Source organism: Mesorhizobium sp. WSM4307, assembly GCF_007003945.1.
In the GTDB taxonomy this organism is placed as follows: Bacteria; Pseudomonadota; Alphaproteobacteria; order Rhizobiales; family Rhizobiaceae; genus Mesorhizobium.
In genome coordinates, this window is the sequence record NZ_VFTB01000018.1 from 94,500 (window position 1) to 117,254 (window position 22,755).

Below are 22,755 nucleotides of genomic sequence, written 5' to 3' on the forward strand. Positions count from 1 at the left end.
CGGACCAATGCAAAAGATTAGAAAAGGCGACAAGGTCGTCGTGCTGGCCGGCAAGGACAAGGGCCGTTCGGGCGAAGTCCTCTCGGTTCAGCCGAAGGATGACACCGCGCTGGTGCGCGGCGTCAACATGATCCGTCGTCACCAGAAGCAGACCCAGTCCCAAGAGGGCGGGATCATCACCAAGGAAGCGCCGATCCAGCTGTCGAACATCGCGCTGGCCGACCCCAAGGATGGCAAGCCGACCCGCGTCGGTTTCATCTTCCAGAAGGACGGCAAGAAGGTGCGCGTCGCCAAGCGCTCGGGAGAAGTCATCAATGGCTAAGGCTCAAAGCAAGCAGGCGACTGCCACCAACACGCCGCGTCTGAAGCAGGTCTACAACGAGACCATCCGCAAGGCGCTGCAGGAGCAGTTCGGCTACGACAACGACATGCAGGTTCCGCGCCTCGACAAGATCGTCCTGAACATGGGTGTCGGCGAAGCGACCGCCGATTCGAAGAAGCCCTCGGTCGCGGCCGAAGACCTGGCGCTGATCGCCGGCCAGAAGGCCGTCGTCACCCGCGCCCGCAATTCGATCGCCGGCTTCAAGGTCCGCGAGAACATGCCGATCGGCGCCAAGGTCACGCTACGCAAGGAACGCATGTACGAGTTCCTCGACCGCCTCGTGAACATCGCGCTGCCGCGCGTCCGCGACTTCCGCGGACTGAACCCCAAGAGCTTCGATGGCCGTGGCAACTACGCCATGGGCATCAAGGAGCACATCGTGTTCCCGGAGATCAACTACGACAAGGTTGATCAGATCTGGGGCATGGACGTCATCGTTTGTACGACTGCGAAGACGGACGACGAAGCCAGGGCATTGCTCAAGGCTTTCAACTTCCCCTTCCGCCAGTAACGGCAGCGAGAAAAGGAAAAATCTGAAATGGCAAAGACCAGCTCAGTCGAGAAGAACAACAGGCGCCGCAAGCTTGCCGACCAGTACGGTCCCAAGCGCGCCGCCCTGAAGGCGATCATCATGGATCAGTCCAAGCCGATGGAGGAGCGCTTCCGCGCTCAGCTCAAGCTTGCTGCCCTGCCGCGCAACTCGGCCAAGATCCGCATCCGCAACCGCTGCGAAGTCACCGGCCGTCCGCGTGCCTACTATCGCAAGCTCAAAGTATCGCGCATCGCGCTTCGTGATCTCGGCAACAACGGCCAGATCCCGGGCCTGGTCAAGTCGAGCTGGTAAGGAGGACATAACATGTCATTGAGCGATCCTCTCGGCGATATGCTGACCCGCATCCGCAACGCCTACGGCCGCAAGAAGTCGAGCGTCTCGACGCCGGCCTCGCGTCTGCGCACCCGCGTCCTCGACGTGCTGAAGGCTGAAGGCTATATCCGCGACTACAGCCAGACCGACTTCGATAACGGCAAGTCCGAGATCGAAATCGAGCTGAAGTATTTCGACGGCGCGCCGGTCGTGCGCGAAATCGCCCGCGTCTCGAAGCCGGGCCGCCGCGTTTACGTATCGGCCAAGTCGATCCCGCACGTCGCCAACGGCCTCGGCATCGCCATCCTTTCGACGCCGAAGGGCGTGATGGCCGATCACGAAGCCCGCGAACAGAACGTCGGCGGCGAGATCCTCTGCCAGATCTTCTGATCTGGCAGCGACCGCAAATTGGAATCCGGTCTTCGGATCGTTCCGAAGACAGAGACCTGAAACAAGAGAAGTGACGAGGACAACAAAATGTCTCGTATTGGAAAGAAACCCGTTTCGCTGCCGCAGGGCGTGACCGCGACCGTCAACGGCCAGACCGTGACGGCGAAGGGCCCCAAGGGCGAGCTGAAGTTCGTGGTGAACGACGAAGTCCTGGTCAAGATGGAAGGCAGCGAGATCGCTGTCCAGCCGCGCGACCAGACCAAGACCGCCCGCTCCAAGTGGGGCATGTCGCGCACGCAGATCGTCAACATCCTGCATGGCGTCAAGGACGGCTTCGAGAAGAAGCTCGAGATCACCGGCGTCGGCTATCGCGCCGCCATGCAGGGCAAGAACCTGCAGCTGGCTCTTGGCTTCAGCCATGACGTCGTCTATGAGACGCCGGCCGGTGTCACCATCGCTGTGCCGAAGCCGACGGAAATCACCGTGACCGGCATCGACAAGCAGCAGGTTGGCCAGGTCGCCGCCGAGATCCGCGAATATCGCGGTCCGGAGCCCTACAAGGGCAAGGGCGTTCGCTATGCTGGCGAGAAGATCGTCCGCAAGGAAGGCAAGAAGAAGTAGTGGACCTGGTCCTGAAAAGTCGCAGGCTTTTCGGAAAGGACCAAGCCAAGGAAGTGTAACGCCGCGGGGAGCGGCCGCGGGAGGCGCTTTCGCCTACCGCACAGGGCGGCCCCCGTTTTTTGAAGGCAAGGAAGACCATCATGGGTACCAAGGAATCCACGCAGCGCCGTGCGCAGCGCGTTCGCCGACAGATCAGGAAGGTCGCCGGCGAGCGTCCGCGTCTGTCGGTTCACCGCACCTCGAAGAACATCTACGTCCAGGTGATCGATGACGCCAAGGGCCACACCATCGCCGCCGCTTCGACGCTCGAGAAGGACCTCAAGGGTTCGCTCAAGACCGGCGCCGACACCGCAGCCGCCGCCGCGATCGGCAAGCTGATCGCCGAGCGCGCCACCAAGGCCGGCGTCAAGGAAGTCGTCTTCGACCGTGGCCCGTACATCTATCACGGCCGCGTCAAGGCGCTGGCTGAAGCTGCCCGCGAAGGCGGCCTGAGCTTCTAATCTTTCACCGTCGGCGACCCAAAGCGGCGCCGGCAATCAGCAACCCGTGCTTCCGGAAAAGAACAAGGAACAGGATATGGCACAGGAACGTAGGGAAGGCGGCCGCGGCCGCGAGCGCGAAGAGCGCGACGACGGCATGGTGGACAAGCTGGTCCACATCAATCGCGTCGCCAAGGTCGTCAAGGGTGGCCGTCGCTTCGGCTTCGCCGCACTCGTCGTTGTCGGCGACCAGAAAGGCCGCGTCGGCTTTGGTCACGGCAAGGCACGCGAAGTGCCGGAAGCCATCCGCAAGGCAACCGAATCGGCCAAGCGCGACATGATCTTCGTGCCGCTGCGCTCGGGCCGTACGCTGCATCACGACGTCGAGGGACGCTGGGGCGCCGGACGCGTTCTGCTGCGCGCCGCCAAGCAGGGTACCGGCATCATCGCCGGCGGCCCGATGCGCGCCGTTTTCGAGACGCTCGGCATGCATGACGTGGTCGCCAAGTCGATGGGTTCGTCGAACCCCTACAACATGGTTCGCGCCACGTTCGACGCGCTGAAGAGCCAGATGCATCCCAAGGATGTGGCTGCCGCTCGCGGCATCAAGTATTCGACCCTTCAGGCCCGCCGCGGCACCGCCGTTGCGGCTGAAGAATAGTCGATCTGACCAGGGATTTTGACCATGGCCAAGAAAGCAACCAAGACCATCACCGTTGAGCAGATCGGTTCGCCGATCCGCCGTCCGAAGGAGCAGCGCGCGACGCTGGTCGGCCTCGGCCTCAACAAGATGCACAAGCAGCGCACGCTGGAAGATACGCCTTCCGTGCGCGGCATGATCGCCGCCGTTCAGCATCTCGTCCGCGTCGTGGACGAGGGCTGAGCCAAAGCGCAGGAGAACTCAGATGAAACTCAACGATCTGCGTGACAAGGACGGCGCGACGCATTCCAAGAAGCGTCTCGGCCGCGGCATCGGTTCCGGCTCGGGCAAGACCGCCGGTCGCGGCGTCAAGGGTCAGAAGGCGCGCTCCGGCGTCGCCGTCAACGGCTTCGAGGGTGGCCAGATGCCGCTCTACCGACGCCTGCCGAAGCGTGGCTTCAACAACATCTTCGCCAAGAGCTTCGTCGTCGTGTCGCTGGCCCGCATCCAGGAAGCCGTCGACGCCAAGAAGCTCGACGCCAAGGCAACCGTGACGGCCGAGGCGCTTGTCGCCGCCGGCGTCATCCGCCGCGTCAAGGATGGCGTGCGCGTACTGTCCGATGGTGAACTGAAGGCCAAGCTTGCCTTCGACGTCGCCGGTGCTTCCAAGGCGGCGATCGAGAAGATCGAAAAGGCCGGCGGCTCGGTCAAGTTGCCGGAAAAGGCAGCTGCCGAGTAACGGCAATTTGAAGCGCGATCGGCAAGAGTGGGATCCCGTTTTTGCTCACGATTGCGCTTTGATCTGCTCAATTAAGCGGCCGCGTCAACGCGGCCGCTTGCATGTTTAGAGCCCGGAGCTTATCTCGTGAGCTTCGGTGAAACGCACCGCCTGACCTCACGGGCCATCAAGCGTTACCAAGCGGAGAATCAGGCATGGCTTCGGCTGCTGAACAACTAGCCTCGAATCTGAATTTCTCGGCCTTCGCCAAGGCGGAGGACCTGAAGAAACGCATCTGGTTCACCATTGGCGCGTTGCTCGTCTACCGCCTCGGCACCTACATTCCGCTTCCCGGAATCAACCCCGACGCCTTCGCCCAGGCCTTCTCCTCGCAGAGCAAGGGCGTGCTTGGCATGTTCAACATGTTCGCCGGCGGCGCCGTGCAGCGCATGGCGATCTTCGCGCTTGGCATCATGCCTTACATCTCCGCCTCCATCATCATGCAGCTGATGACCTCGGTCATCCCGTCGCTGGAAGCGCTGAAGAAGGAAGGCGAACAGGGCCGCAAGGTCATCAACCAGTACACGCGCTACGGCACCGTGCTTTTGGCACTCGTGCAGGCCTATGGCATTTCGGTGGGGCTTGAGAACGGGAACGGCATCGTCAATGATCCCGGCATGTTCTTCCGCATCTCGACCGTGGTCACGCTCGTCGGTGGCACCATGTTCCTGATGTGGCTCGGTGAGCAGATCACCGCCCGCGGCATCGGCAACGGCATTTCGCTGATCATATTCTCCGGGATTGTCGCCGGCCTGCCGCGCGCCATTTCCGGCACGCTGGAGCTTGGCCGCACCGGCGCCCTGTCGACCGGCCTCATCCTGGCGATCATCGTCCTGGCCATCGTCGTCATTGCGCTCATCGTGTTCTTCGAGCGCGCGCAGCGCCGCCTGCTGATCCAGTATCCGAAGCGCCAGGTCGGCAACCGCATGTTCCAGGGCGACACCTCGCATCTGCCGCTGAAGCTCAACACGTCGGGCGTCATCCCGCCGATCTTCGCTTCGTCGCTGCTCCTGCTGCCGGCCACAGTCGCCGGCTTCTCGCAGACCACAAACATGCCTGCCTGGGCGAGCACCATCCTGGCCTCGCTCGGCCACGGCCAGCCGCTCTACATGGCGTTCTACGCGGCGATGATCGTGTTCTTCGCCTTCTTCTACACAGCGATTGTCTTCAACCCGAAGGACACAGCCGATCAGCTCAAGAAGCATTCGGGCTTCATCCCGGGCTATCGTCCGGGCGAGCGCACCGCCGACTACATCGATTACGTTCTCACCCGCATCACCGTCGTCGGCGCCATCTATCTGGTGCTGGTGTGCCTGCTGCCGGAGTTCCTGATCTCGGCGACTGGCGTACCATTCTACCTTGGTGGCACATCGCTTCTGATCGTGGTCAGTGTCACGCTCGATACGGTTGCGCAGATTCAGGGCCACCTGATCGCGCATCAGTATGAAGGCCTGATCAAGAAGTCGAAGCTGCGCGGGGGGAAGAAAGCCAGATGAGGTTGATTTTGCTTGGGCCGCCAGGGGCGGGCAAGGGGACACAAGCACAAAGACTGGTAGACAAACACGGCATACCCCAGCTCTCGACGGGAGACATGCTGCGTGCCGCCGTCCAGGCCGGTTCGGAAGTCGGCAAGCGTGCCAAGGCGGTGATGGATGCCGGTGAACTGGTGTCCGACGCCATCGTCAACGCCATCGTCGCCGAGCGGATCGACCAGGCCGACTGCGCCAAGGGATTCATCCTCGACGGCTACCCGCGCACACTGGTGCAGGCCGATGCGGTTGAATCGATGCTTTCGCAGCGTGGCATCGGTCTCGACACGGTCATCGAACTGGTCGTCGACGACAGGGCCCTGGTCGGCCGCATCGTCAAGCGCGCCGAGGACGCCAAGGCCGCCGGGCAACCGGTGCGCAAGGATGACAATCCCGCGGTGTTCGAGGAACGCCTGCGCGAGTACTACAAGAAGACCGCTCCGCTGACCGGCTATTATTATGCCAAAGGCAAGCTCAAGACGGTCGACGGCATGGCCAGCATCGACGCGGTGACCGCCGAGATCGAGGCCCTGCTCACGGCGGCCGCCGAGGCGCTGTAAGGGAATTTAAAGATTAGGCTTGACGGGGGCGGCCCGCTGCGGTATGGCGGCCCGTCTTCCTATCAGGTGCGAACTTTGCTTGTCCGCAAGGGCAAGGCAGTCGCTTTGAACTGGAAACTCCCGCAAGGGCCGGCCTCCACCGGACGCGGGGCAACTTTGACAGCGCCAGGCCTGCCTTGTTTGAAAGGTTGGTCGGCCCACATGGAGAAGGAAAGAACATGGCTCGTATAGCCGGCGTCAACATTCCGACCAACAAGCGCGTCGTCATCGCGCTTCAGTACATTCACGGCATTGGCAAGAAGTTCGCCCAGGAGATCGTCGACAAGGTCGGCATCCCGGCCGAGCGTCGCGTCAACCAGCTGACCGACGCGGAAGTCTTGCAGATCCGCGAGACCATCGACCGTGACTATCAGGTCGAAGGCGACCTGCGCCGCGAAGTGTCGATGAACATCAAGCGTCTCATGGACCTCGGCTGCTATCGCGGCCTGCGTCACCGTCGCTCGCTGCCGGTCCGCGGCCAGCGTACGCACACCAATGCACGCACCCGCAAGGGTCCGGCCAAGTCGATCGCCGGCAAGAAGAAGTAATTTGAAGTGAGTAGTCGGTGGTGAGTAGTGAGAAGCAGCGTCAACGCCTGCGCCTCGTCACTACTCACCAATTCACTACTCGCTTTCCAGGTGGAGCCGCTGGCATTACGGCGGTGTAGAGATCAACTGAAAGGAATACCATGGCCAAGGAAGCCGCTCGTGTTCGCCGTCGCGAACGCAAGAATATCTCGTCGGGCGTTGCCCACGTCAATTCGACCTTCAACAACACGATGATCACCATCACCGACGCGCAGGGCAATTCGATTGCCTGGTCGTCGGCCGGTGCCCAGGGCTTCAAGGGTTCGCGCAAGTCGACCCCGTTTGCCGCCCAGATGGCTGCCGAGGACGTCGCCAAGAAGGCCCAGGAACATGGCATGCGCATGCTCGAAGTCGAGGTCTGCGGACCAGGCTCCGGTCGTGAATCGGCGCTGCGCGCCCTGCAGGCGGCGGGCTTCACCATCACCTCGATCCGTGATGTGACGCCGATCCCGCACAATGGCTGCCGCCCGCGCAAGAAGCGCCGCGTCTAAGAAATTACCGAACGCCGCGCGAACGCTCACAGGGGCGTTCCTCCGCGGTATTCCAGGTCGCCCGCCACGATTGGATGGTGGCGGGTCAACGGAAGGAAAGCATCATGATCCAGAAAAATTGGCAGGAACTGATCAAGCCGAACAAGATCGAGTTCTCGTCGAAGAAGAAGACGCTGACCACGCTGGTCGCCGAGCCGCTCGAGCGTGGCTTTGGCCTCACCCTCGGCAACGCGCTGCGCCGCGTGCTTCTGTCTTCGCTGCGCGGTGCGGCCGTGACCGCCGTGCAGATCGACGGCGTTCTGCATGAATTCTCGTCCATCGCCGGCGTGCGCGAGGACGTGACGGACATCGTCTTGAACATCAAGGAAATCGCCATCCGCATGGAAGGCGATGGCCCCAAGCGCATGGTCGTGCGCAAGCAGGGACCGGGTGCGGTTCTCGCCGGCGACATCCAGACGGTTGGCGACGTCGAGATCCTCAACCCCGATCACGTCATCTGCACGCTGGACGAGGGCGCTGAAATCCGCATGGAATTCACCGTCGACACCGGCAAGGGCTACGTGCCGGCGGAGCGCAACCGCGCAGAGGACGCGCCGATCGGCCTGATCCCGGTCGACAGCCTCTATTCGCCGGTCAAGAAGGTCTCCTACAAGGTCGAGAACACCCGCGAGGGCCAGGTTCTCGACTATGACAAGCTGACCATGACCATCGAGACCGACGGTTCGATTTCGGGCGAGGACGCGGTGGCTTTCGCCGCTCGCATCCTGCAGGACCAGCTTGGCCTGTTCGTCAACTTCGACGAGCCGCAGAAGGAAGTCGCCGCCGAAGCCGTCACCGAGCTCGCCTTCAACCCGGCGCTGCTCAAGAAGGTCGACGAACTCGAGCTTTCGGTGCGTTCGGCCAACTGCCTGAAGAACGACAACATCGTCTACATCGGCGATCTCATCCAGAAGACCGAAGCCGAGATGCTGCGCACCCCGAACTTCGGCCGCAAGTCGCTGAACGAGATCAAGGAAGTGCTCGCGGCGATGGGCCTGCACCTCGGCATGGAAGTGCCGGACTGGCCGCCGGAAAACATCGAAGACCTCGCCAAGCGTTACGAAGATCAATATTGAGCATGAATTCCAAGGATCGGCGGCGTGGGCCGCTCGATCCGACGGTCATGCGGAAAACCATCAGAGGCCGTGGCCTCTTGAACAACTGAAGAAGGAATTGAGCCATGCGCCACGGTTTCAAAGGCCGTCGCTTCGCCCGAAGCATTAGCCATCGCAAGTCGATGTTCGCCAACCTCGCCGTGTCGCTGCTCGAGCACGAGCAGATCGTCACCACCCTGCCGAAGGCGAAGGACCTGCGTCCGATCGTCGAGAAACTGGTGACGCTCGGCAAGCGCGGCGACCTGCACGCCCGCCGCCAGGTGATCGCGCAGATCGGCAATGAAGGCGTCGTCAAGCGCCTGTTCGACACCATTGCCCCGCGCTACGCCAACCGCAACGGTGGCTATCTGCGCATCATGAAGGCAGGCTTCCGTCACGGCGACAACGCCGCGATGGCCGTCATCGAGTTCGTCGATCGCGACACGGATGCCAAGGGCGCCGCCGACCGCGCTCGCCTCGAAGCCGAAGGCACCGACACGGAAGCCGCGGCCGCATAACGCCACGTCTTTCCGGAATGAATTGAAGGGGCCTGCGGGCCCCTTTTTCATGTTCTGCGCGCGCCGAGGCGTGACCTAAACGATCTGCCGGAGCGAAAATAATCGGATTTCAGCGGCTTAGCCTTTCATTTTGCACAATCGTCGGGACAATGCGCCCGAACTTGCCTTGGAGGATTCGCGAATGCGCGCCAAAAGACTGTCCCTTGTTCTGCTCTGCGCCTTCATGGTGTTCGCAGCCGCACCGGCAGTCCGGCAGGCGCTGGCAGAAGACGCCGCAAAGCCCGCCGATCCCGGTCTATCCGATGTGTTGACCGATCTGTTGCATGGCGTCGAAGGCGAGAACGCCACTTCGGGGCCTGACAAGCGCGTGCCGTTCGGCCGCGAGGAGGTGCAGCTTTCGTTCGCGCCCCTGGTCAAGCAGACGGCGCCGGCCGTGGTCAATGTCTATGCCTCGCAGACGGCCAAGGTCACATCGCCTTTTGAAGGCGATCCGTTCTTCGAGGAGTTTTTCGGCCGTGCCCAGCCGCGCGCGCAGTCCTCGCTCGGCTCGGGCGTGCTTGTCGATCCGAGCGGTGTCATCGTCACCAATTTCCACGTCATCAAGGATGCCGACGAGGTCAAGGTGGCGACCGCCGACGGGCGCGAATTCACCAGCAAGGTGATGCTCAAGGACGAGACGCTCGATCTTGCCGTGCTCAAGATCGAATCCGACAAGCCGTTCCCGGTCATCGCCATTGGTGATTCCGACGCGCTCGAGGTCGGCGACCTTGTGCTGGCCATCGGCAACCCCTTCGGCGTCGGCCAGACCACCACCAGCGGCATCGTCTCGGCGCTTGCCCGCAGCCATATCGGCGTCTCGGATTCGGGCTATTTCATCCAGACCGACGCGGCGATCAATCCCGGCAATTCCGGCGGCGCGCTGATCAACATGGGCGGCCAGCTGGTCGGCATCAACACCGCCATCTACAGCCGCAGCGGCGGCTCGATCGGCATCGGCTTTGCCATTCCCGCCAACATGGTTCGGGCTTTCGCCGATGCCGCCAAGGCCGGCCTCGATTTCTTCGAACGCCCCTATATCGGCGCCGAGTTCGAGGCGGTAACGCCGCAGATCGCCGAATCGCTCGGCATGGAAAAGCCAACCGGTGCGTTGGTGTCTTCGGTCGATGCGGCCGGTCCTGCCGGAAAGGCCGGGCTGAAAGCGGGCGATGTCGTGCTGCAGATCAACGGCAAGCCGGTCGAGAGCATCGAGGCGCTGGACTACCGCATGGCGACGCTGTCGATCGGCACCAAGGCGAATTTCGCGATCCTGACCAAGGGCCAGCAGGCAGCCATGGACATCGCTCTGGAGCGCGCGCCGGAAGGTGCGAAAGCCTCGGAAGTGACGTTGCATGGCCGCAGCCCGTTCTCGGGCGCCAAGGTTGCGGAACTGTCGCCGCGCCTTGCCCAGAAGCTTGGCCTGCGCACCGATCTCAAGGGCGTGACGGTGATCGATATCAACCGCGATTCGCCGGCCGCCGATTTCGGCTTCCTGCCGGGCGACATCGTGCGCGAGGTCAACGGCACCACCATCGATACCGCCGCGACGCTGGCGCAGGTAGCCCAGCAGGATACGCGCTGGTGGCGCTTTACCGTCGAACGCGGCGGGCAGATACTGCGCCAGGTGTTGCGTTACTGAGTTCGATCTGAAGGGATCGCGCTCCAAACCAAAAGAAGTACATGGCCGATCTGTTCAGTGTCGATGAACCGGAAAAGGCGGCGCCCGGGCGGCCGCTGGCCGACAGGCTGCGGCCGAGAAATCTTGGTGAGGTCGTCGGCCAGGAGCATCTGACCGGCCCCGACGGCGCACTGACCCGGCTGATCGGCTCGGGCTCACTCGGCTCGATGATCTTCTGGGGGCCGCCGGGGACCGGCAAGACCACGGTGGCAAGGCTGCTCGCCGGCGAGACCAGCCTTGCGTTCGAGCAGATTTCGGCGGTGTTTTCCGGCGTTGCCGACCTGAAGAAAGTGTTCGAGACGGCCAAGCTGCGCCGCGCCAACGGCCGCCAGACCCTGCTTTTCGTCGACGAGATCCATCGCTTCAACCGCGCCCAGCAGGACTCCTTTCTTCCTGTCATGGAGGATGGGACGGTGGTCCTGGTCGGCGCCACGACCGAAAACCCGTCCTTCGAGCTCAACGCGGCTCTGTTATCGCGCGCGCGCGTCATGGTTTTCCATTCGCTCGGCGAGGAGAGCATAGCCAAGCTGATGGTGCGGGCGGAGGAGACGGAGGGCAGGGCGCTGCCGCTCGACGACGAGGCCCGCGCCATGCTGATCCGCATGAGCGACGGCGACGGCCGCGCATCGCTGACCCTCGCCGAGGAAGTCTGGCGCGCCGCCAAGCCCGGCGAGATATTCGATCCCGAGGGGCTGCGGCGCATCGTCCAGCGCCGTGCGCCGATCTACGACAAGGGCCAGGACGGCCACTACAATCTGATCTCGGCGCTGCACAAATCGGTGCGCGGTTCCGATCCCGACGCGGCACTCTACTATCTCGCCCGCATGTTCGACGCCGGCGAGGATCCGCTCTATCTCGGCCGCCGGCTGGTGCGCATGGCGATGGAAGACATCGGCCTAGCCGATCCGCAGGCGCTGGTCGTCGCCAATGCCGCCAAGGACGCCTACGACTATCTGGGCTCTCCGGAAGGCGAGCTCGCCTTTGCCGAGGCCACCGTCTATCTCGCCACCGCGCCCAAATCCAATGCCGTCTACACCGCCTTCAGGGCGGCCACGCAGGCAGCCAAGCAGCATGGCTCGCTGCTGCCGCCGAAGCATATCCTCAACGCGCCGACCAAGCTGATGAAGGAAGAGGATTACGGCGCCGGCTATCGCTACGATCATGATGAGCCTGACGCCTTTTCGGGCCAGGACTATTTTCCGGAGAAGATTGGCCGCCAGACCTTCTACGATCCGCCTGAGCGTGGTTTCGAGCGCGACATCAGGAAGCGGCTCGACTATTGGGCGAAGCTGCGCAAGGAACGGGAATAATAGGATTGCGCAGCCCGGCGGTCGTCACGCTTCGAAGCGAGGCCTCGCCATGGGGCATCTCAACCTCGGTTGCTCTCCACGCCCTGCTGGCTGCGATGCTGGCGCTCATGCCGCTGCCAAAGCGGCCGAAGCGGCTGGACGAGGAACGGGTGTCGGTCGACATTCTGACACCCCAGCAGTTCGAGGCCTCGACAAGGCCGCCGCCGGCGCCAGCACCGCCTTCAGCACCCGAGGCACAAGCGCCCGCACCAACGCCAACGCCGAGCGCTCCTCGATCTACACCACCCACCGCGCCGACCATGATTCGGCCGACCGAAATGCTGTCGGCCAAGACGCTCGCCGATCCGCGCAGCCGGCAGGCGCGCGCAGATCTCGCGACCTTCGCTTCCGATGAACGCATGGTGCAATTGTGCAATCTCGAGGCCATGGACCAGATCCGGCGATGGCGCGCGGACTTTGAGCCGGAACGCGTCGTGCCTTATGCAACGGCCGAGGAGAAGATCAGCGGCACCGCGATCACCGCGGACGGCGCGGCTTTCCGCAGTCGCAAAAACTGGTATGGTCTGAAGTTCAAATGCCAGCTCGCGCGGGACGGCGAAAGCGTCATCGGCTTTGAGTTCCTGGTCGGCGATCCCGTGGCCAGGGAGAAATGGGACGAGCTCAGCTTGCCAGCGGTGCATTGACCGACGGCTGGTAAATTCCACCAGGCAACTGCCGGGCCACGATGTCGTGGCGTTGTGCGGCGACCCAAAAAACCTTATCAAGGCGCACGACCGGGCGGTGGTCGTTGCCGAGATTTGGCACACTCATTCGCAACAGGATCGCGCTCCGCGCGTGGAAAAATGACAAAAGCCCTTCGCAAATCCCTTCGCAAATTCGCCATCGCCATCCCGCTTCTCGCCCTTGGCTTCTACTTTATCCCCATTCTGACGACGATCTTCATCGTCTGCGGCCTGATCGACGTGCTGCGCAACGACAGGAAGGATCTGGCGCTGTTCTCAGGCTACTTCCTCGGCAACGGCCTGTTCACCTGGCTCTTGTCGCCGTTCAACCTGCTGGTCGATCTGCTCTGCTACCGGAATCCCGGCGTGTGGAAGCTGGAGCAGTTTCCGGAGGATTATCAGCGCGAGGTCAATGAGGTCCTGGACATCTTCAAGGCGCGCAAGGATGAGATCATCGCCGACATCGACGCCAATTTCGGCGCCGGCCGGCGTGGCATGTATGTCTACCAGTGGTACGGCAAGCACCGGATCGACAACGTCGCCGAGTTCAACAAGGATTTCAAATACATCAAGACCATCGCCGTTTCGGTCTTCAGCAAGCGCGAATCGACTTCCTGGCATTTCGGCCCGCTGCGGCTCAGCCTGCGTATCCTCTACAACCTGATCCCCGTGAAAGCGGAAATCTTCGTCGAATGCGGCAACGTCAAGAACTACTGGTACGACAATCCGCAGTTCATTTTCGACGACACGCTGTTGCACCGTTCGGTCAACGAATATGACGGCCGCCGCTACTGCGTGTTCATGGACATCATCAGGCCGTCCCCGTTCCCGAGACTCATTGCCGGCATGCTCGCGGTTGTCTCGGTCAGCGTCGAGCGCATCAATTCGATGTTCTACAAGAACTGGAAGATGATCGGCTCGACCAAGCCGAAGAACGCCGAAACCACCTGACCTGAAAACGTCGACGCTGCCGGCTCTGCTGGCAGCGTCAGGGCGCGATGCATTTTATCTCTGCCGCGCGCACGGCTTCTGTATATCACATATGTATAATATATCGAACGGCCGTTTGGAAGAAGCGGTCCCTTCGGCGGTATTACTGTGCGTCGTCGACGCTTGTGATGTCCATGCGTTTAAGTATACATATTTATCAAGTCATCAATAATTCGTGATACGAATTTGGTAATCCCGATTGGTGGAACGGCACTTCGAGTGCATTAGAAATAGCTTAAATTAGACTGCTACAAACCCGTCTCTTCCTTTGTTGGCGGCTTCAGGTGATCGGGAAAAAAATCTTCGGATTCTGGGGTGCTTACATCTGCACCGTGTTACCTGGCGCCGCTCTGAGCGCCGCGTACATAAATCTCGAAGAGCCCGTCTATTACTGGGACTTCGCGGCCTATTTCAACATGTTCAACCAGCAGGGCGCTCTGCTTGTCGAGAGCCCTTTCGAATGGCTGAGCCAATTGGGCACCTCCATCGCCACGGAAGATTACGGCGTGGCGATCCTGGTGCCCCTGATGCCGTTTCACCTTGTTTTTGGCGGTTCAAGGCTTTCCTTCGTTACCGGAATAGTCGCGGTCTACCTGGTTCCGGCGGTTCTTTTGATAGGCAGAATAAGCTATCAGGAGGCGGTCTCCGAGACGCCCTCCCGTAGTTGGATCGCCGTATGGATCGCGGCCTTCCTGTACACGCCATTCTGGGCGCCGACGCTTCGGGGAATGCCTGACATTGCCGGCTGTCTCGCCTTGACCGCGGCAACCTATTTTCTCTGGAAATCCAAATTCCTGACCCGCGAACCGGTGATGAGCGGAATATCCGTCGGCGCCTGCCTGTGGTTGGCGTTCATGCTGCGCCGCTGGTACGCCTATGCGGACATAGGGATCACCGTGTCAGCGGCATTCCTGGGTTTGCTGCAGATTGCAAGGGAGCGGGATTTGCCGGCCCTCCGCAACGCGGCCCTGGGCGGCGCGTGCGCGATTTTCCTTATTGCCGCGACGGCGTTGAACTTCCAGCTGCCGTTGATTGCCAAGATTCTGCAAACCAGCTACGCTGACCTTTACAGCGGATACAAGACGACCTTTGTCACTCAGCTCGGTGACGTCGGATCCCGGCTCAGCTATCTGAACTGGGCGTTGATTGTGGTGGGCCTCCACATCTCGGTTGTGCGCCGCAACAGATTTGCGGTGTTCTGTGCCATGGCCTCGGTGCTTGCCTTCCTGGCTTTCATCCGGACGCAGGACCCGGAACGTCATCATTCCTTGCCGATGTTTCTTTGGCTCTTTCCCGCCTATGCCCAGGCAATTGTTTCGATCGTCTCCGTGCCGGGCCTGAAATCACGATGGCCGACCGTCGCTATGGTCGCTGTTGCCGGATTTGCTTTTTTGGGCACGTTTTTTCCAGCCGGCCGTCAGTTGTTGTCCCCGGTTGGCTTCGTCTTCGCCAGGGAAGCCACGCTTCCCCTTCACCTCGACAATCTCGCCGAATACAGCCGCCTGATCGATGACCTCGTCGACAGGATGGAACCGAAGGACCGCTTTTCGGTATTTGCGTCGGGTCCTGTGATGAGCGACGCCCTGTTGTTCGGCATGAAACGGGATCTTGTTGCCCATGTCGGATGGATTTGCCAGGTGGACAGTCGTGACCGGTTCCGACCGGACGCATTGAAATCCAGATACGTTGTCGTGACCGACCGGCCGGTTACTCATCTGCAACCGGGCGCGCAGATCTGCGTCACGCTCCCGAACCAGTATATTCTTGAAGGCAAGGGTATCGGTGCCGCGTACGGGCGCATTGCGCAGTACCAATTGTCAGGCGGCGTCGCCGGCTATCTCTACGAACAGGTGCGCCCGGTCAGCAAAGCCGAGGTCGACGCCCTCTACGCTGAATTCAGGAAGAAGTATCCGGACTGGGCAGCGCCTGAATGGTGACGGTGAAGGGATTGACGCCACCGCCTCGACACGGGCAGTAGACCATAATGTTCAATCTGCTTCTCGTGGTCGTCGGCGGCGGCATCGGCGCCGGCATTCGCCATCTCACCAGTATGGGCGCGCTGCGTCTTGTCGGCCCCAATTATCCCTGGGGCACGATGGCCATCAACATCGTAGGCTCCTTTGCCATGGGCCTGTTCATCGCCATCCTGGTGCGGCGTGGCGGGTCGAACGAAGTCAGGCTGTTCGTCGCCACCGGCATTCTTGGCGGTTTCACTACCTTTTCCGCGTTTTCGCTCGATTTCGCGACGCTGTGGGAACGGGGAGCCACGCTGCCGGCATTTGGATATGCGCTGGCCAGTGTCATTGGCGCGATCATCGCCCTGTTTTTAGGTCTTTGGCTCGCAAGAAGCCTGCCTTAATGCTATTGCCGCGCCAAGCGCAGGCCGAGCCCTGCTTTGGAAACGGATAAGCGAAGAAAAAATGGCAGGCGTTGAACAGATCACGGTGGAGGCCGGCGAGGCGGGCATGCGGCTCGATCGCTGGTTCAAGACGCATTTCCCGGGCCTAGGTTTCGGCCATTTGCAGAAGCTGCTGCGCTCCGGCCAGATCCGCGTCGATGGCGGCCGCGTCAAGGCCGACAGCCGTGTCGAGCCCGGCCAGGTGGTGCGTATCCCGCCGCTCGAGGTCGACAAGAAGGGCGAGAGCGCGCTGACTGGCCATTCGATCCGCAACCAGGGCGATGCCGACGTCCTGGCGAAAATGCTGATCCACGAGGACCCAAAGGTTTTCGTCTTCAACAAACCGGCGGGCCTGGCGGTGCAGGGCGGCTCGGGCGTCACCCGCAATGTCGACGACATGCTGGAGGCCTGGCGCAACCAGAAGGGCGAGAAGCCGCGGCTGGTCCACCGGCTCGATCGCGACACGTCGGGCGTGCTGGTCGTCGCCCGCACGAGACTGGCCGCCATGAAGCTGTCGGAGGCGTTCCGCGCCCGCGAAACGAAGAAGACCTACTGGGCCTTGGTCAAGGGCGTGCCGCCGAAGCGCGAGGACAAGATCTCGACCTGGCTGATCAAGGAGCCGACCGAGGATGGCGACCGTGTCCGGGTCGCCGCGCATGGTGAAAAAGGCGCCGACCATGCCGTGTCCTACTACCGTATCATCGAGCAGGCGGCGCAGACCATGACCTGGCTGGAGATGGAACCTTATACGGGCCGCACCCACCAGCTTCGCGTCCATGCCGCCTATATCGGCTGCCCGATCATCGGCGACCCGAAATATTTCGAGGCCGACACCAACTGGGACTTCCCCGGCGGTATTCAGAATCGCCTGCATCTGCATGCGCGCCGCATCATCATTCCGCATCCCGACAAAGGCGTCATCGACGTCACCGCGCCGATGCCGCCGCATATGCGCCAGAGCTGGAATCTGATCGGCTTCGACGACGCCAGCGCGGAGGATTGATCTTGAGCGGCGCCACTGACGCGCTCGATCGGCGCGACACGGTCGACATGGCCGCCGCCGCCATCATGGTCGGTCTGACCTTTTCCTGGGGCTTGAACTACGTCGCCGCCAAAATCTCCTATGCCGGCTACGACCCCGTCTTCCTGTCGATCGCACGCTCGATCATCGGCGGCGTCTGCGTCTTCCTCTGGTGCCGCTGGCGCGGCATCGCTCTGTTCAGGCGCGATGGCACATTGCTCGCCGGCATTGCCGTGGGCGTGCTTTTCGGCATCGAGTTCCTCTGCCTCTATGTCGGCCTGGAGCATACGACCGTTGCCCGCAACACGCTGCTGGTCAACTCGATGCCGTTCTGGATGCTGATTGGCGGTCACTTCCTGCTTGGCGAACAGATCACCATGCGCAAGTTCCTCGGCCTGCTGCTGGCTTTTGCCGGCCTCACCGCCGTCTTTTCCGACAAGCTTGGCGGCGGCGACATGCTGTTCGGCGATCTGCTCAGTCTTGGCTCCGGATTTTTCTGGGCTTTGACCAATATCCTCATCAAGCGCTCGAAACTGGTTGAGGCGAGCGCCGAGAAGCTGCTGCTCTACCAACTCGCCGGCGCGGCGATCGTCGGCATATTGGTGCTGCCTCTCGCCGGCCCGCCGGTGCGCGATCCGTCCTTGTTGCCGACTTTGGCGCTGCTTTTCCAGGCGATCTATATCGTCGCCTTCACCTATGTCCTGTGGTTCTGGCTGCTGCGTCGCTATCCGGCCTCCGGCCTGTCCAGCTTTACCTTCCTGTCGCCGGCTTTTGGTGTCCTGTGCGGCGCGATCATCTTGAACGAGCCGCTGACCATTCGCATTTTCCTGGCACTTGGCTTGATTGCGGCGGGCCTGATCATCGTTAACCGGCCGGCGCGCAAGCTGACACCGGTGTGAGAGAGGCTTTTCATGCGTGACATCCTCAACGACCTCGAAGCGGGCAAGTATCTTTCCGATCCGGATCCGGTGCGCCGCGCCCAGATCCAGATGAAGACGCCGCTGCCCAAGCGCTTCTACAAAACCGCTTCGGTTGCGCCGATAGCGGGAGGTTTCGCCGTGCATCTCGACGGCAAGCCGGTGCGCACGCCGGGCAAGGCGCTGCTGGCGCTGCCGACCGAGGCGGCGGCAGTGCTGGTTGCAGGCGAATTCGCGGAACAGGGCGAGACGATCAATCCGGTGACGATGCCGGTGATGCGCCTGGTCAACACCGCCATCGACGGCGTTGCCAGCGATCCGCAGGCGGTGCTGGAAGACATACTGCGGTTTGCCTCATCGGATCTGCTCTGTTACCGCGCCGACGCCCCCCAGGGGCTGGTCGAGCGGCAGAACGAGCAGTGGGATCCGGTCATCGATTGGGCGCGCACGACATTGGGGGCTCGCTTCAACCTTGCCGAGGGGATCATCCATGTCGAGCAGCCGCGCGAGACGATCGCCGTTCTGGGCAGTCATCTCAATCAGCGCGCCGAGCCGCTGCGGCTGGCCGCCATCCACCTCATGACCTCGCTGACGGGTTCGGCGCTGCTGGCGCTGGCGGTCGATTTCGGCAAGCTCGATGCCGAGACTGCCTGGGCCGCCAGCCATGTCGACGAGGACTGGCAGATCGAGCATTGGGGGCAGGATGCCGAAGCGGTTGCGCGCCGTGCCGTCCGCAAACGCGATATGATGGCTGCCGTCAGCCTTCTCGAAGCACTCAAGGGCTGACTATGCGGCGATTGCCGCACCGCACCTAATACCAAAGTCATAATCCCATCGTCGCTCTGCCGTCGGCGGGCGCTTTCTGTCATTTTTCCCGTGATGGCCCGGCATTTTCCGAGTCCGCGTTCGGAGGAGAGCGCTGACACTGGCGGCCGGCATCGAGGACAAGGGTCTCACGGGAGGACAACTCTATGGCAATGGCATCGACCGCCGGTAAAACGAGCCGCGGCATGACTCGGGAAGAGAAGAAGGTCATCTTCGCTTCCTCACTCGGCACCGTTTTCGAATGGTACGATTTCTATCTCTACGGTTCATTGGCGGCCTTCATTGGCTCGACCTTTTTCAGCCCGACCATTCCGGAGGCGACGCGCAACATCTTCGCGCTGCTGGCCTTTGCCGCCGGTTTTCTCGTCCGCCCGTTCGGCGCCCTGGTGTTTGGCCGTATCGGTGACCTCGTCGGCCGCAAGTATACCTTCCTCGTCACCATGACGATCATGGGTCTGTCGACCTTCCTGGTCGGCTTGCTGCCCGGTTATGCGACCTTGGGTATCGCGGCTCCGGTGATCCTGATCGGGCTGCGCATGCTGCAAGGCCTAGCCCTCGGCGGCGAATATGGCGGTGCGGCGACCTATGTCGCTGAGCACGCGCCTGATGACCGCCGCGGTTTCTACACGTCGTGGATTCAGACGACGGCGACACTTGGCCTGTTCCTGTCGTTGATCGTCATTCTGACTGTTCAGAGCTCCCTGAGCAAGGAAACCTACGCCGCTTGGGGCTGGCGTATTCCGTTTATCGTTTCCTTCGTGCTGCTCGCCGTCTCGATCTGGATTCGACTGTCTCTCTCGGAGTCTCCGACCTTCCAGAAGATGAAGGACGAAGGTAAGGGCTCGAAGGCACCGCTTTCGGAAGCCTTCGGTCAGTGGAAGAATGCCAAGATCGCACTGCTGGCGCTGCTTGGCCTGACTGCTGGCCAGGCCGTCGTCTGGTACAATGGCCAATTCTATGCGCTGTTCTTCCTGCAGAACGTGCTGAAAGTCGATGCGCAGTCGGTCAACATCATGATCGCGATCGCGCTGGCACTCGGCTCGATCTTCTTCGTCGTGTTCGGCTGGCTTTCCGACAAGATCGGCCGCAAGCCGATCATCATGGCTGGCCTTGCGCTCGCCATCGTCTGCACCTTCCCGCTGTTCAAGGCATTGACCTGGGCCGCCAATCCGGCACTCGCCAAGGCGCAGCTGAACACAAAGGCAACGGTCACGGCAGCGCCAGGCGACTGCAAGTTCCAGTTCAACCCGGTGGGGAATGCGAAATTCACCACATCGTGTGATGTGGCAACGGCATTCCTAACCAGGAACTCAGTTCCCTATGACGTGATCACTACGGCGGCCCCTGGAACAGCGGCATCGGTCAAAATCGGTAGCGAGACGGTTGAGTCCTACGACGTCGTCGCCGCCGGCGACCAGTCAAAAGCCAAAGAGGCAGCCTTCATGAAGGCCGTCAATATCTCGCTTCGGGACGGCGGCTATCCACTGAAGCGTGCGGCGATCAAGATACCGGACCAGAAGCTCGATGCATTTGTCGCCGCCAATCCGGAACTGAAGCTCGATGCCGCCGCCATTCGCGGTGGCGAAAAAACCGCGGTGCCGACCGATCAGGCGGTCAAGGACAAGCTCCTGACCACCGACGAGGCCGCCGGCGCGCCAGAGGTCACCGTCTACAACATACCGGGCGGCGGTGCCTTCGCCATGTTCGCCGATCCGGCCGCCGTAAACTGGCCGATGACGATCGGCATCCTGTTCATCCTGGTCCTGTTCGTGACCATGGTCTACGGGCCGATCGCGGCGATCCTGGTCGAGATGTTCCCGACCCGCATTCGTTACACCGGCATGTCGCTGCCCTATCATATCGGCAATGGCTGGTTCGGTGGCCTGTTGCCGGCAACAGTCTTCGCGCTCAGCGCCTACAAGGGCGATATCTACTATGGTCTGTGGTATCCGGTGGTGATCGCGGCGATGACGCTGATCATCGGCATGATCTTCGTTAAGGATACGCTTGGCACCGACCTGCACGGCAAGGAGTAGCTGGCCTCGGCCAACAGAAAGCCCGGCGTGATCGCTCACGCCGGGCTTTTCCGTGTCTGGGACTCCGAAGAAGCTGATCAGCTCTTTGGCTGATTTTCTTCCTCGATGGCCGCTTCGTGATACCAGCCGTCAAAATCGGCGTACGTGCAGCGCAACGAGGCGATCTCTGCCGCGAATTTCGCCTTTTCGCCTAAATTTGCGGCAGAATTTCGCGCTGCCAGAGGGAACATCAGAATTTTTGCCGACGGACGGGAGCGGACGACTTCCATGGGCGGTCTCCTTTCGTTTTCAGGAGCTTGTCGATTCAGCTTTCGCACAAGATAGGTCCTGCGATTCCTTTAGGCAATATGCCTACGAAAAGATCAGCAATTGCCTAATATTTATGCATAATTCGAGCTTGATTGATTTGGGCCCAGTGTTGAGGCGGCTCATGAAATTCGACGCGATACCCCTGCCATTTTGCCGCACCCGCCGAAGTCGGAGTGGCACATGAATTGCATTTTAGGGATCGGCAGCGCCGGCTGCCGACGGCAGACGTGTGTCGAGGCCGTTTGGTGTTCGGTGAACAAGCAACGAGAGGCTAGAATGACGAAATACAAGCTCGAGTACATTTGGCTCGATGGTTACACCCCGGTCCCCAACCTTCGCGGCAAGACGCAGATCAAGGAATTCGCCGAATTCCCGACGCTCGAACAGCTGCCGCTGTGGGGCTTCGACGGTTCCTCGACCATGCAGGCCGAAGGCCGCAGCTCCGATTGCGTGTTGAAGCCTGTGGCGCTTTACCCGGATCCGGCCCGCACCAATGGCATTCTCGTCATGTGCGAGGTCATGATGCCCGATGGCGTCACCCCGCATGAATCGAACAGCCGCGCGACCATCCTCGACGACGAGGACGCCTGGTTCGGCTTCGAGCAGGAATACTTCTTCTACAAGGACGGCCGCCCGCTCGGCTTCCCCGAGAGCGGTTATCCCGCGCCGCAGGGCCCGTACTACACCGGCGTCGGCTACAAGAATGTCGGCGACGTCGCGCGCAAGATCGTCGAGGAGCATCTCGACCAGTGCCTTGCGGCCGGCATCAACCATGAAGGCATCAACGCCGAAGTGGCCAAGGGCCAGTGGGAATTCCAGATTTTCGGCAAGGGCTCCAAGAAGGCGGCCGACCAGATCTGGATGGCGCGCTACCTACTGCTGCGTCTGACCGAGGCTTACGGCATCGACATCGAGTTCCACTGCAAGCCGCTCGGCGACACGGACTGGAACGGCTCCGGCATGCATTGCAACTTCTCGACCAAGTTCATGCGCGAAGTCGGCGGCAAGGCCTACTTCGAGGCCCTGATGGCGCAGTTCGACAAGAACCTGATGGACCACATTGCCGTCTACGGTCCGGACAACGACAAGCGCCTGACCGGCAAGCACGAGACCGCGCCGTGGAACAAATTCAGCTATGGCGTCGCCGACCGTGGCGCGTCGATCCGCGTGCCACACTCCTTCGTCAAGAACGACTACAAGGGCTATCTGGAAGACCGTCGTCCGAACTCCCAGGGCGACCCCTACCAGATCGCTTCGCAGGTGCTGAAGACGATCTCGCAGGTCGCGACCGACGCGAAGGTTTCGGCCGCCGCCTGATTGTTTTCGCGGCGCCGAACGCAAGGTCTTCGCCTCGACCAGAACTCGATAACAAAAAGCCCTGGCGGAAACGCCAGGGCTCAGGTTTCTGACAAACCCCTGGCAATTGAACTGACCCCGTAAAGTTGGACGGTTCATTGATGTGGTGAGTTTAGGGGCTGGATCCTGTATTGCACAGGGGCCA

Annotated in this window: 27 protein-coding genes; 26 read left to right on the forward strand and 1 reads right to left on the reverse strand. The window is 61.6% G+C overall.

Annotation, left to right across the window (positions count from 1 at the left end; genetic code table 11):
- Positions 1-7: 7 nt before the first annotated feature.
- The 25 genes from rplX to FJV83_RS33190 all read left to right on the forward strand — a co-directional run bounded on the left by rplX (position 8) and on the right by FJV83_RS33190 (position 20,945).
- A complete protein-coding gene (gene rplX / locus FJV83_RS33070) occupies positions 8-322 on the forward strand; it encodes a 50S ribosomal protein L24 (RefSeq protein WP_019857966.1) in 315 nt (104 codons plus the stop codon).
- A complete protein-coding gene (gene rplE, locus FJV83_RS33075; protein ID WP_010909281.1) occupies positions 315-893 on the forward strand; it encodes a 50S ribosomal protein L5 in 579 nt (192 codons plus the stop codon). Before rplX ends, rplE begins: the two co-directional genes overlap by 8 nt.
- Before the next feature lie 27 nt (positions 894-920).
- Positions 921-1,226 carry a 30S ribosomal protein S14 gene (rpsN, locus tag FJV83_RS33080; protein WP_010909282.1) on the forward strand — a complete coding sequence of 102 codons (306 nt, stop codon included), beginning with the start codon at positions 921-923 and terminating at the stop codon, positions 1,224-1,226.
- Positions 1,227-1,238: 12 nt separating this feature from the next.
- Entirely contained in the window at positions 1,239-1,637 is a 399-nt protein-coding gene (gene rpsH, locus FJV83_RS33085) for a 30S ribosomal protein S8 (RefSeq protein WP_006205453.1), read from the forward strand.
- Positions 1,638-1,724: 87 nt separating this feature from the next.
- Positions 1,725-2,258 carry a 50S ribosomal protein L6 gene (gene rplF / locus FJV83_RS33090; protein WP_010909283.1) on the forward strand — a complete coding sequence of 178 codons (534 nt, stop codon included), beginning with the start codon at positions 1,725-1,727 and terminating at the stop codon, positions 2,256-2,258.
- 140 nt (positions 2,259-2,398) lie between these two features.
- Positions 2,399-2,758, forward strand: a complete 360-nt coding sequence (rplR, locus tag FJV83_RS33095; RefSeq protein ID WP_010909284.1) for a 50S ribosomal protein L18 — start codon at positions 2,399-2,401, stop codon at positions 2,756-2,758.
- A 76-nt stretch (positions 2,759-2,834) separates the two neighbouring features.
- On the forward strand, positions 2,835-3,398 hold the full coding sequence (rpsE, locus tag FJV83_RS33100; protein WP_032933400.1) for a 30S ribosomal protein S5: 564 nt from the start codon (positions 2,835-2,837) through the stop codon (positions 3,396-3,398).
- A gap of 24 nt (positions 3,399-3,422) precedes the next feature.
- Positions 3,423-3,620 carry a 50S ribosomal protein L30 gene (rpmD, locus tag FJV83_RS33105; protein ID WP_006205449.1) on the forward strand — a complete coding sequence of 66 codons (198 nt, stop codon included), beginning with the start codon at positions 3,423-3,425 and terminating at the stop codon, positions 3,618-3,620.
- Between the two features lie 22 nt (positions 3,621-3,642).
- The gene (gene rplO, locus FJV83_RS33110; RefSeq protein ID WP_095775807.1) at positions 3,643-4,116 is read left to right on the forward strand and encodes a 50S ribosomal protein L15; all 474 of its coding nucleotides are present in this window, start codon (positions 3,643-3,645) and stop codon (positions 4,114-4,116) included.
- A 194-nt stretch (positions 4,117-4,310) separates the two neighbouring features.
- The gene (gene secY / locus FJV83_RS33115; RefSeq protein ID WP_095775806.1) at positions 4,311-5,651 is read left to right on the forward strand and encodes a preprotein translocase subunit SecY; all 1,341 of its coding nucleotides are present in this window, start codon (positions 4,311-4,313) and stop codon (positions 5,649-5,651) included.
- A complete protein-coding gene (locus tag FJV83_RS33120) occupies positions 5,648-6,244 on the forward strand; it encodes an adenylate kinase (protein WP_142884634.1) in 597 nt (198 codons plus the stop codon). Before secY ends, FJV83_RS33120 begins: the two co-directional genes overlap by 4 nt.
- 218 nt (positions 6,245-6,462) lie before the next feature.
- Positions 6,463-6,831: a 30S ribosomal protein S13 gene (gene rpsM, locus FJV83_RS33125; protein WP_006205445.1), complete on the forward strand. Its 369-nt coding sequence runs from the start codon at positions 6,463-6,465 to the stop codon at positions 6,829-6,831.
- Positions 6,832-6,971: 140 nt separating this feature from the next.
- Positions 6,972-7,361 (forward strand): 30S ribosomal protein S11, encoded by a 390-nt coding sequence (gene rpsK, locus FJV83_RS33130; RefSeq protein ID WP_006205444.1) that lies wholly within the window; start codon positions 6,972-6,974, stop codon positions 7,359-7,361.
- 104 nt (positions 7,362-7,465) lie between these two features.
- A complete protein-coding gene (locus FJV83_RS33135; protein ID WP_006205443.1) occupies positions 7,466-8,476 on the forward strand; it encodes a DNA-directed RNA polymerase subunit alpha in 1,011 nt (336 codons plus the stop codon).
- Positions 8,477-8,580: 104 nt separating this feature from the next.
- Positions 8,581-9,012, forward strand: coding sequence for a 50S ribosomal protein L17 (rplQ, locus tag FJV83_RS33140; protein ID WP_095775804.1), 432 nt, complete (start codon positions 8,581-8,583; stop codon positions 9,010-9,012).
- A gap of 181 nt (positions 9,013-9,193) precedes the next feature.
- On the forward strand, positions 9,194-10,687 hold the full coding sequence (locus FJV83_RS33145; RefSeq protein ID WP_095775803.1) for a DegQ family serine endoprotease: 1,494 nt from the start codon (positions 9,194-9,196) through the stop codon (positions 10,685-10,687).
- A 41-nt stretch (positions 10,688-10,728) separates the two neighbouring features.
- Positions 10,729-12,036 carry a replication-associated recombination protein A gene (locus tag FJV83_RS33150; protein ID WP_142884633.1) on the forward strand — a complete coding sequence of 436 codons (1,308 nt, stop codon included), beginning with the start codon at positions 10,729-10,731 and terminating at the stop codon, positions 12,034-12,036.
- 5 nt (positions 12,037-12,041) lie between these two features.
- Positions 12,042-12,719 carry a DUF930 domain-containing protein gene (locus FJV83_RS37315; protein ID WP_246691949.1) on the forward strand — a complete coding sequence of 226 codons (678 nt, stop codon included), beginning with the start codon at positions 12,042-12,044 and terminating at the stop codon, positions 12,717-12,719.
- A gap of 159 nt (positions 12,720-12,878) precedes the next feature.
- Positions 12,879-13,709, forward strand: coding sequence for an aspartyl/asparaginyl beta-hydroxylase domain-containing protein (locus tag FJV83_RS33160; RefSeq protein ID WP_095775801.1), 831 nt, complete (start codon positions 12,879-12,881; stop codon positions 13,707-13,709).
- Positions 13,710-14,032: 323 nt separating this feature from the next.
- Positions 14,033-15,685, forward strand: coding sequence for a hypothetical protein (locus FJV83_RS33165; RefSeq protein WP_142884632.1), 1,653 nt, complete (start codon positions 14,033-14,035; stop codon positions 15,683-15,685).
- 47 nt (positions 15,686-15,732) lie between these two features.
- Positions 15,733-16,107: a fluoride efflux transporter CrcB gene (gene crcB, locus FJV83_RS33170; protein ID WP_095775799.1), complete on the forward strand. Its 375-nt coding sequence runs from the start codon at positions 15,733-15,735 to the stop codon at positions 16,105-16,107.
- 61 nt (positions 16,108-16,168) lie between these two features.
- A complete protein-coding gene (locus FJV83_RS33175) occupies positions 16,169-17,149 on the forward strand; it encodes an RluA family pseudouridine synthase (protein WP_019857981.1) in 981 nt (326 codons plus the stop codon).
- A 47-nt stretch (positions 17,150-17,196) separates the two neighbouring features.
- Positions 17,197-18,066, forward strand: a complete 870-nt coding sequence (locus tag FJV83_RS33180) for a DMT family transporter (protein WP_185973290.1) — start codon at positions 17,197-17,199, stop codon at positions 18,064-18,066.
- Between the two features lie 12 nt (positions 18,067-18,078).
- Entirely contained in the window at positions 18,079-18,870 is a 792-nt protein-coding gene (locus tag FJV83_RS33185; RefSeq protein ID WP_142884630.1) for an ATP12 family chaperone protein, read from the forward strand.
- 185 nt (positions 18,871-19,055) lie between these two features.
- Positions 19,056-20,945, forward strand: a complete 1,890-nt coding sequence (locus FJV83_RS33190; RefSeq protein WP_142884629.1) for an MFS transporter — start codon at positions 19,056-19,058, stop codon at positions 20,943-20,945.
- 77 nt (positions 20,946-21,022) lie between these two features.
- Here FJV83_RS33190 and FJV83_RS33195 read toward each other — a convergent pair whose 3' ends face one another.
- Positions 21,023-21,214 carry a DUF2735 domain-containing protein gene (locus tag FJV83_RS33195; RefSeq protein ID WP_142884628.1) on the reverse strand — a complete coding sequence of 64 codons (192 nt, stop codon included), beginning with the start codon at positions 21,212-21,214 and terminating at the stop codon, positions 21,023-21,025.
- Positions 21,215-21,530: 316 nt separating this feature from the next.
- Between FJV83_RS33195 and FJV83_RS33200 the strand changes: the two genes are divergently transcribed.
- A complete protein-coding gene (locus tag FJV83_RS33200) occupies positions 21,531-22,571 on the forward strand; it encodes a glutamine synthetase beta-grasp domain-containing protein (RefSeq protein ID WP_095775794.1) in 1,041 nt (346 codons plus the stop codon).
- The last annotated feature ends 184 nt before the right edge of the window (positions 22,572-22,755 follow it).

Excerpts from the sequence above, each read along its gene's own strand:
- rplX (WP_019857966.1), top strand. The coding sequence starts at position 8 with ATGCAAAAGATTAGAAAAGGCGACAAGGTCGTCGTGCTGGCCGGCAAG.
- rplE (WP_010909281.1), top strand. The coding sequence starts at position 315 with ATGGCTAAGGCTCAAAGCAAGCAGGCGACTGCCACCAACACGCCGCGT.
- rpsN (WP_010909282.1), top strand. The coding sequence starts at position 921 with ATGGCAAAGACCAGCTCAGTCGAGAAGAACAACAGGCGCCGCAAGCTT.
- rpsH (WP_006205453.1), top strand. The coding sequence starts at position 1,239 with ATGTCATTGAGCGATCCTCTCGGCGATATGCTGACCCGCATCCGCAAC.
- rplF (WP_010909283.1), top strand. The coding sequence starts at position 1,725 with ATGTCTCGTATTGGAAAGAAACCCGTTTCGCTGCCGCAGGGCGTGACC.
- rplR (WP_010909284.1), top strand. The coding sequence starts at position 2,399 with ATGGGTACCAAGGAATCCACGCAGCGCCGTGCGCAGCGCGTTCGCCGA.
- rpsE (WP_032933400.1), top strand. The coding sequence starts at position 2,835 with ATGGCACAGGAACGTAGGGAAGGCGGCCGCGGCCGCGAGCGCGAAGAG.
- rpmD (WP_006205449.1), top strand. The coding sequence starts at position 3,423 with ATGGCCAAGAAAGCAACCAAGACCATCACCGTTGAGCAGATCGGTTCG.
- rplO (WP_095775807.1), top strand. The coding sequence starts at position 3,643 with ATGAAACTCAACGATCTGCGTGACAAGGACGGCGCGACGCATTCCAAG.
- secY (WP_095775806.1), top strand. The coding sequence starts at position 4,311 with ATGGCTTCGGCTGCTGAACAACTAGCCTCGAATCTGAATTTCTCGGCC.
- FJV83_RS33120 (WP_142884634.1), top strand. The coding sequence starts at position 5,648 with ATGAGGTTGATTTTGCTTGGGCCGCCAGGGGCGGGCAAGGGGACACAA.
- rpsM (WP_006205445.1), top strand. The coding sequence starts at position 6,463 with ATGGCTCGTATAGCCGGCGTCAACATTCCGACCAACAAGCGCGTCGTC.
- rpsK (WP_006205444.1), top strand. The coding sequence starts at position 6,972 with ATGGCCAAGGAAGCCGCTCGTGTTCGCCGTCGCGAACGCAAGAATATC.
- FJV83_RS33135 (WP_006205443.1), top strand. The coding sequence starts at position 7,466 with ATGATCCAGAAAAATTGGCAGGAACTGATCAAGCCGAACAAGATCGAG.
- rplQ (WP_095775804.1), top strand. The coding sequence starts at position 8,581 with ATGCGCCACGGTTTCAAAGGCCGTCGCTTCGCCCGAAGCATTAGCCAT.
- FJV83_RS33145 (WP_095775803.1), top strand. The coding sequence starts at position 9,194 with ATGCGCGCCAAAAGACTGTCCCTTGTTCTGCTCTGCGCCTTCATGGTG.
- FJV83_RS33150 (WP_142884633.1), top strand. The coding sequence starts at position 10,729 with ATGGCCGATCTGTTCAGTGTCGATGAACCGGAAAAGGCGGCGCCCGGG.
- FJV83_RS33160 (WP_095775801.1), top strand. The coding sequence starts at position 12,879 with ATGACAAAAGCCCTTCGCAAATCCCTTCGCAAATTCGCCATCGCCATC.
- crcB (WP_095775799.1), top strand. The coding sequence starts at position 15,733 with ATGTTCAATCTGCTTCTCGTGGTCGTCGGCGGCGGCATCGGCGCCGGC.
- FJV83_RS33175 (WP_019857981.1), top strand. The coding sequence starts at position 16,169 with ATGGCAGGCGTTGAACAGATCACGGTGGAGGCCGGCGAGGCGGGCATG.
- FJV83_RS33180 (WP_185973290.1), top strand. The coding sequence starts at position 17,197 with ATGGCCGCCGCCGCCATCATGGTCGGTCTGACCTTTTCCTGGGGCTTG.
- FJV83_RS33185 (WP_142884630.1), top strand. The coding sequence starts at position 18,079 with ATGCGTGACATCCTCAACGACCTCGAAGCGGGCAAGTATCTTTCCGAT.
- FJV83_RS33190 (WP_142884629.1), top strand. The coding sequence starts at position 19,056 with ATGGCAATGGCATCGACCGCCGGTAAAACGAGCCGCGGCATGACTCGG.
- FJV83_RS33195 (WP_142884628.1), bottom strand. The coding sequence starts at position 21,214 with ATGGAAGTCGTCCGCTCCCGTCCGTCGGCAAAAATTCTGATGTTCCCT.
- FJV83_RS33200 (WP_095775794.1), top strand. The coding sequence starts at position 21,531 with ATGACGAAATACAAGCTCGAGTACATTTGGCTCGATGGTTACACCCCG.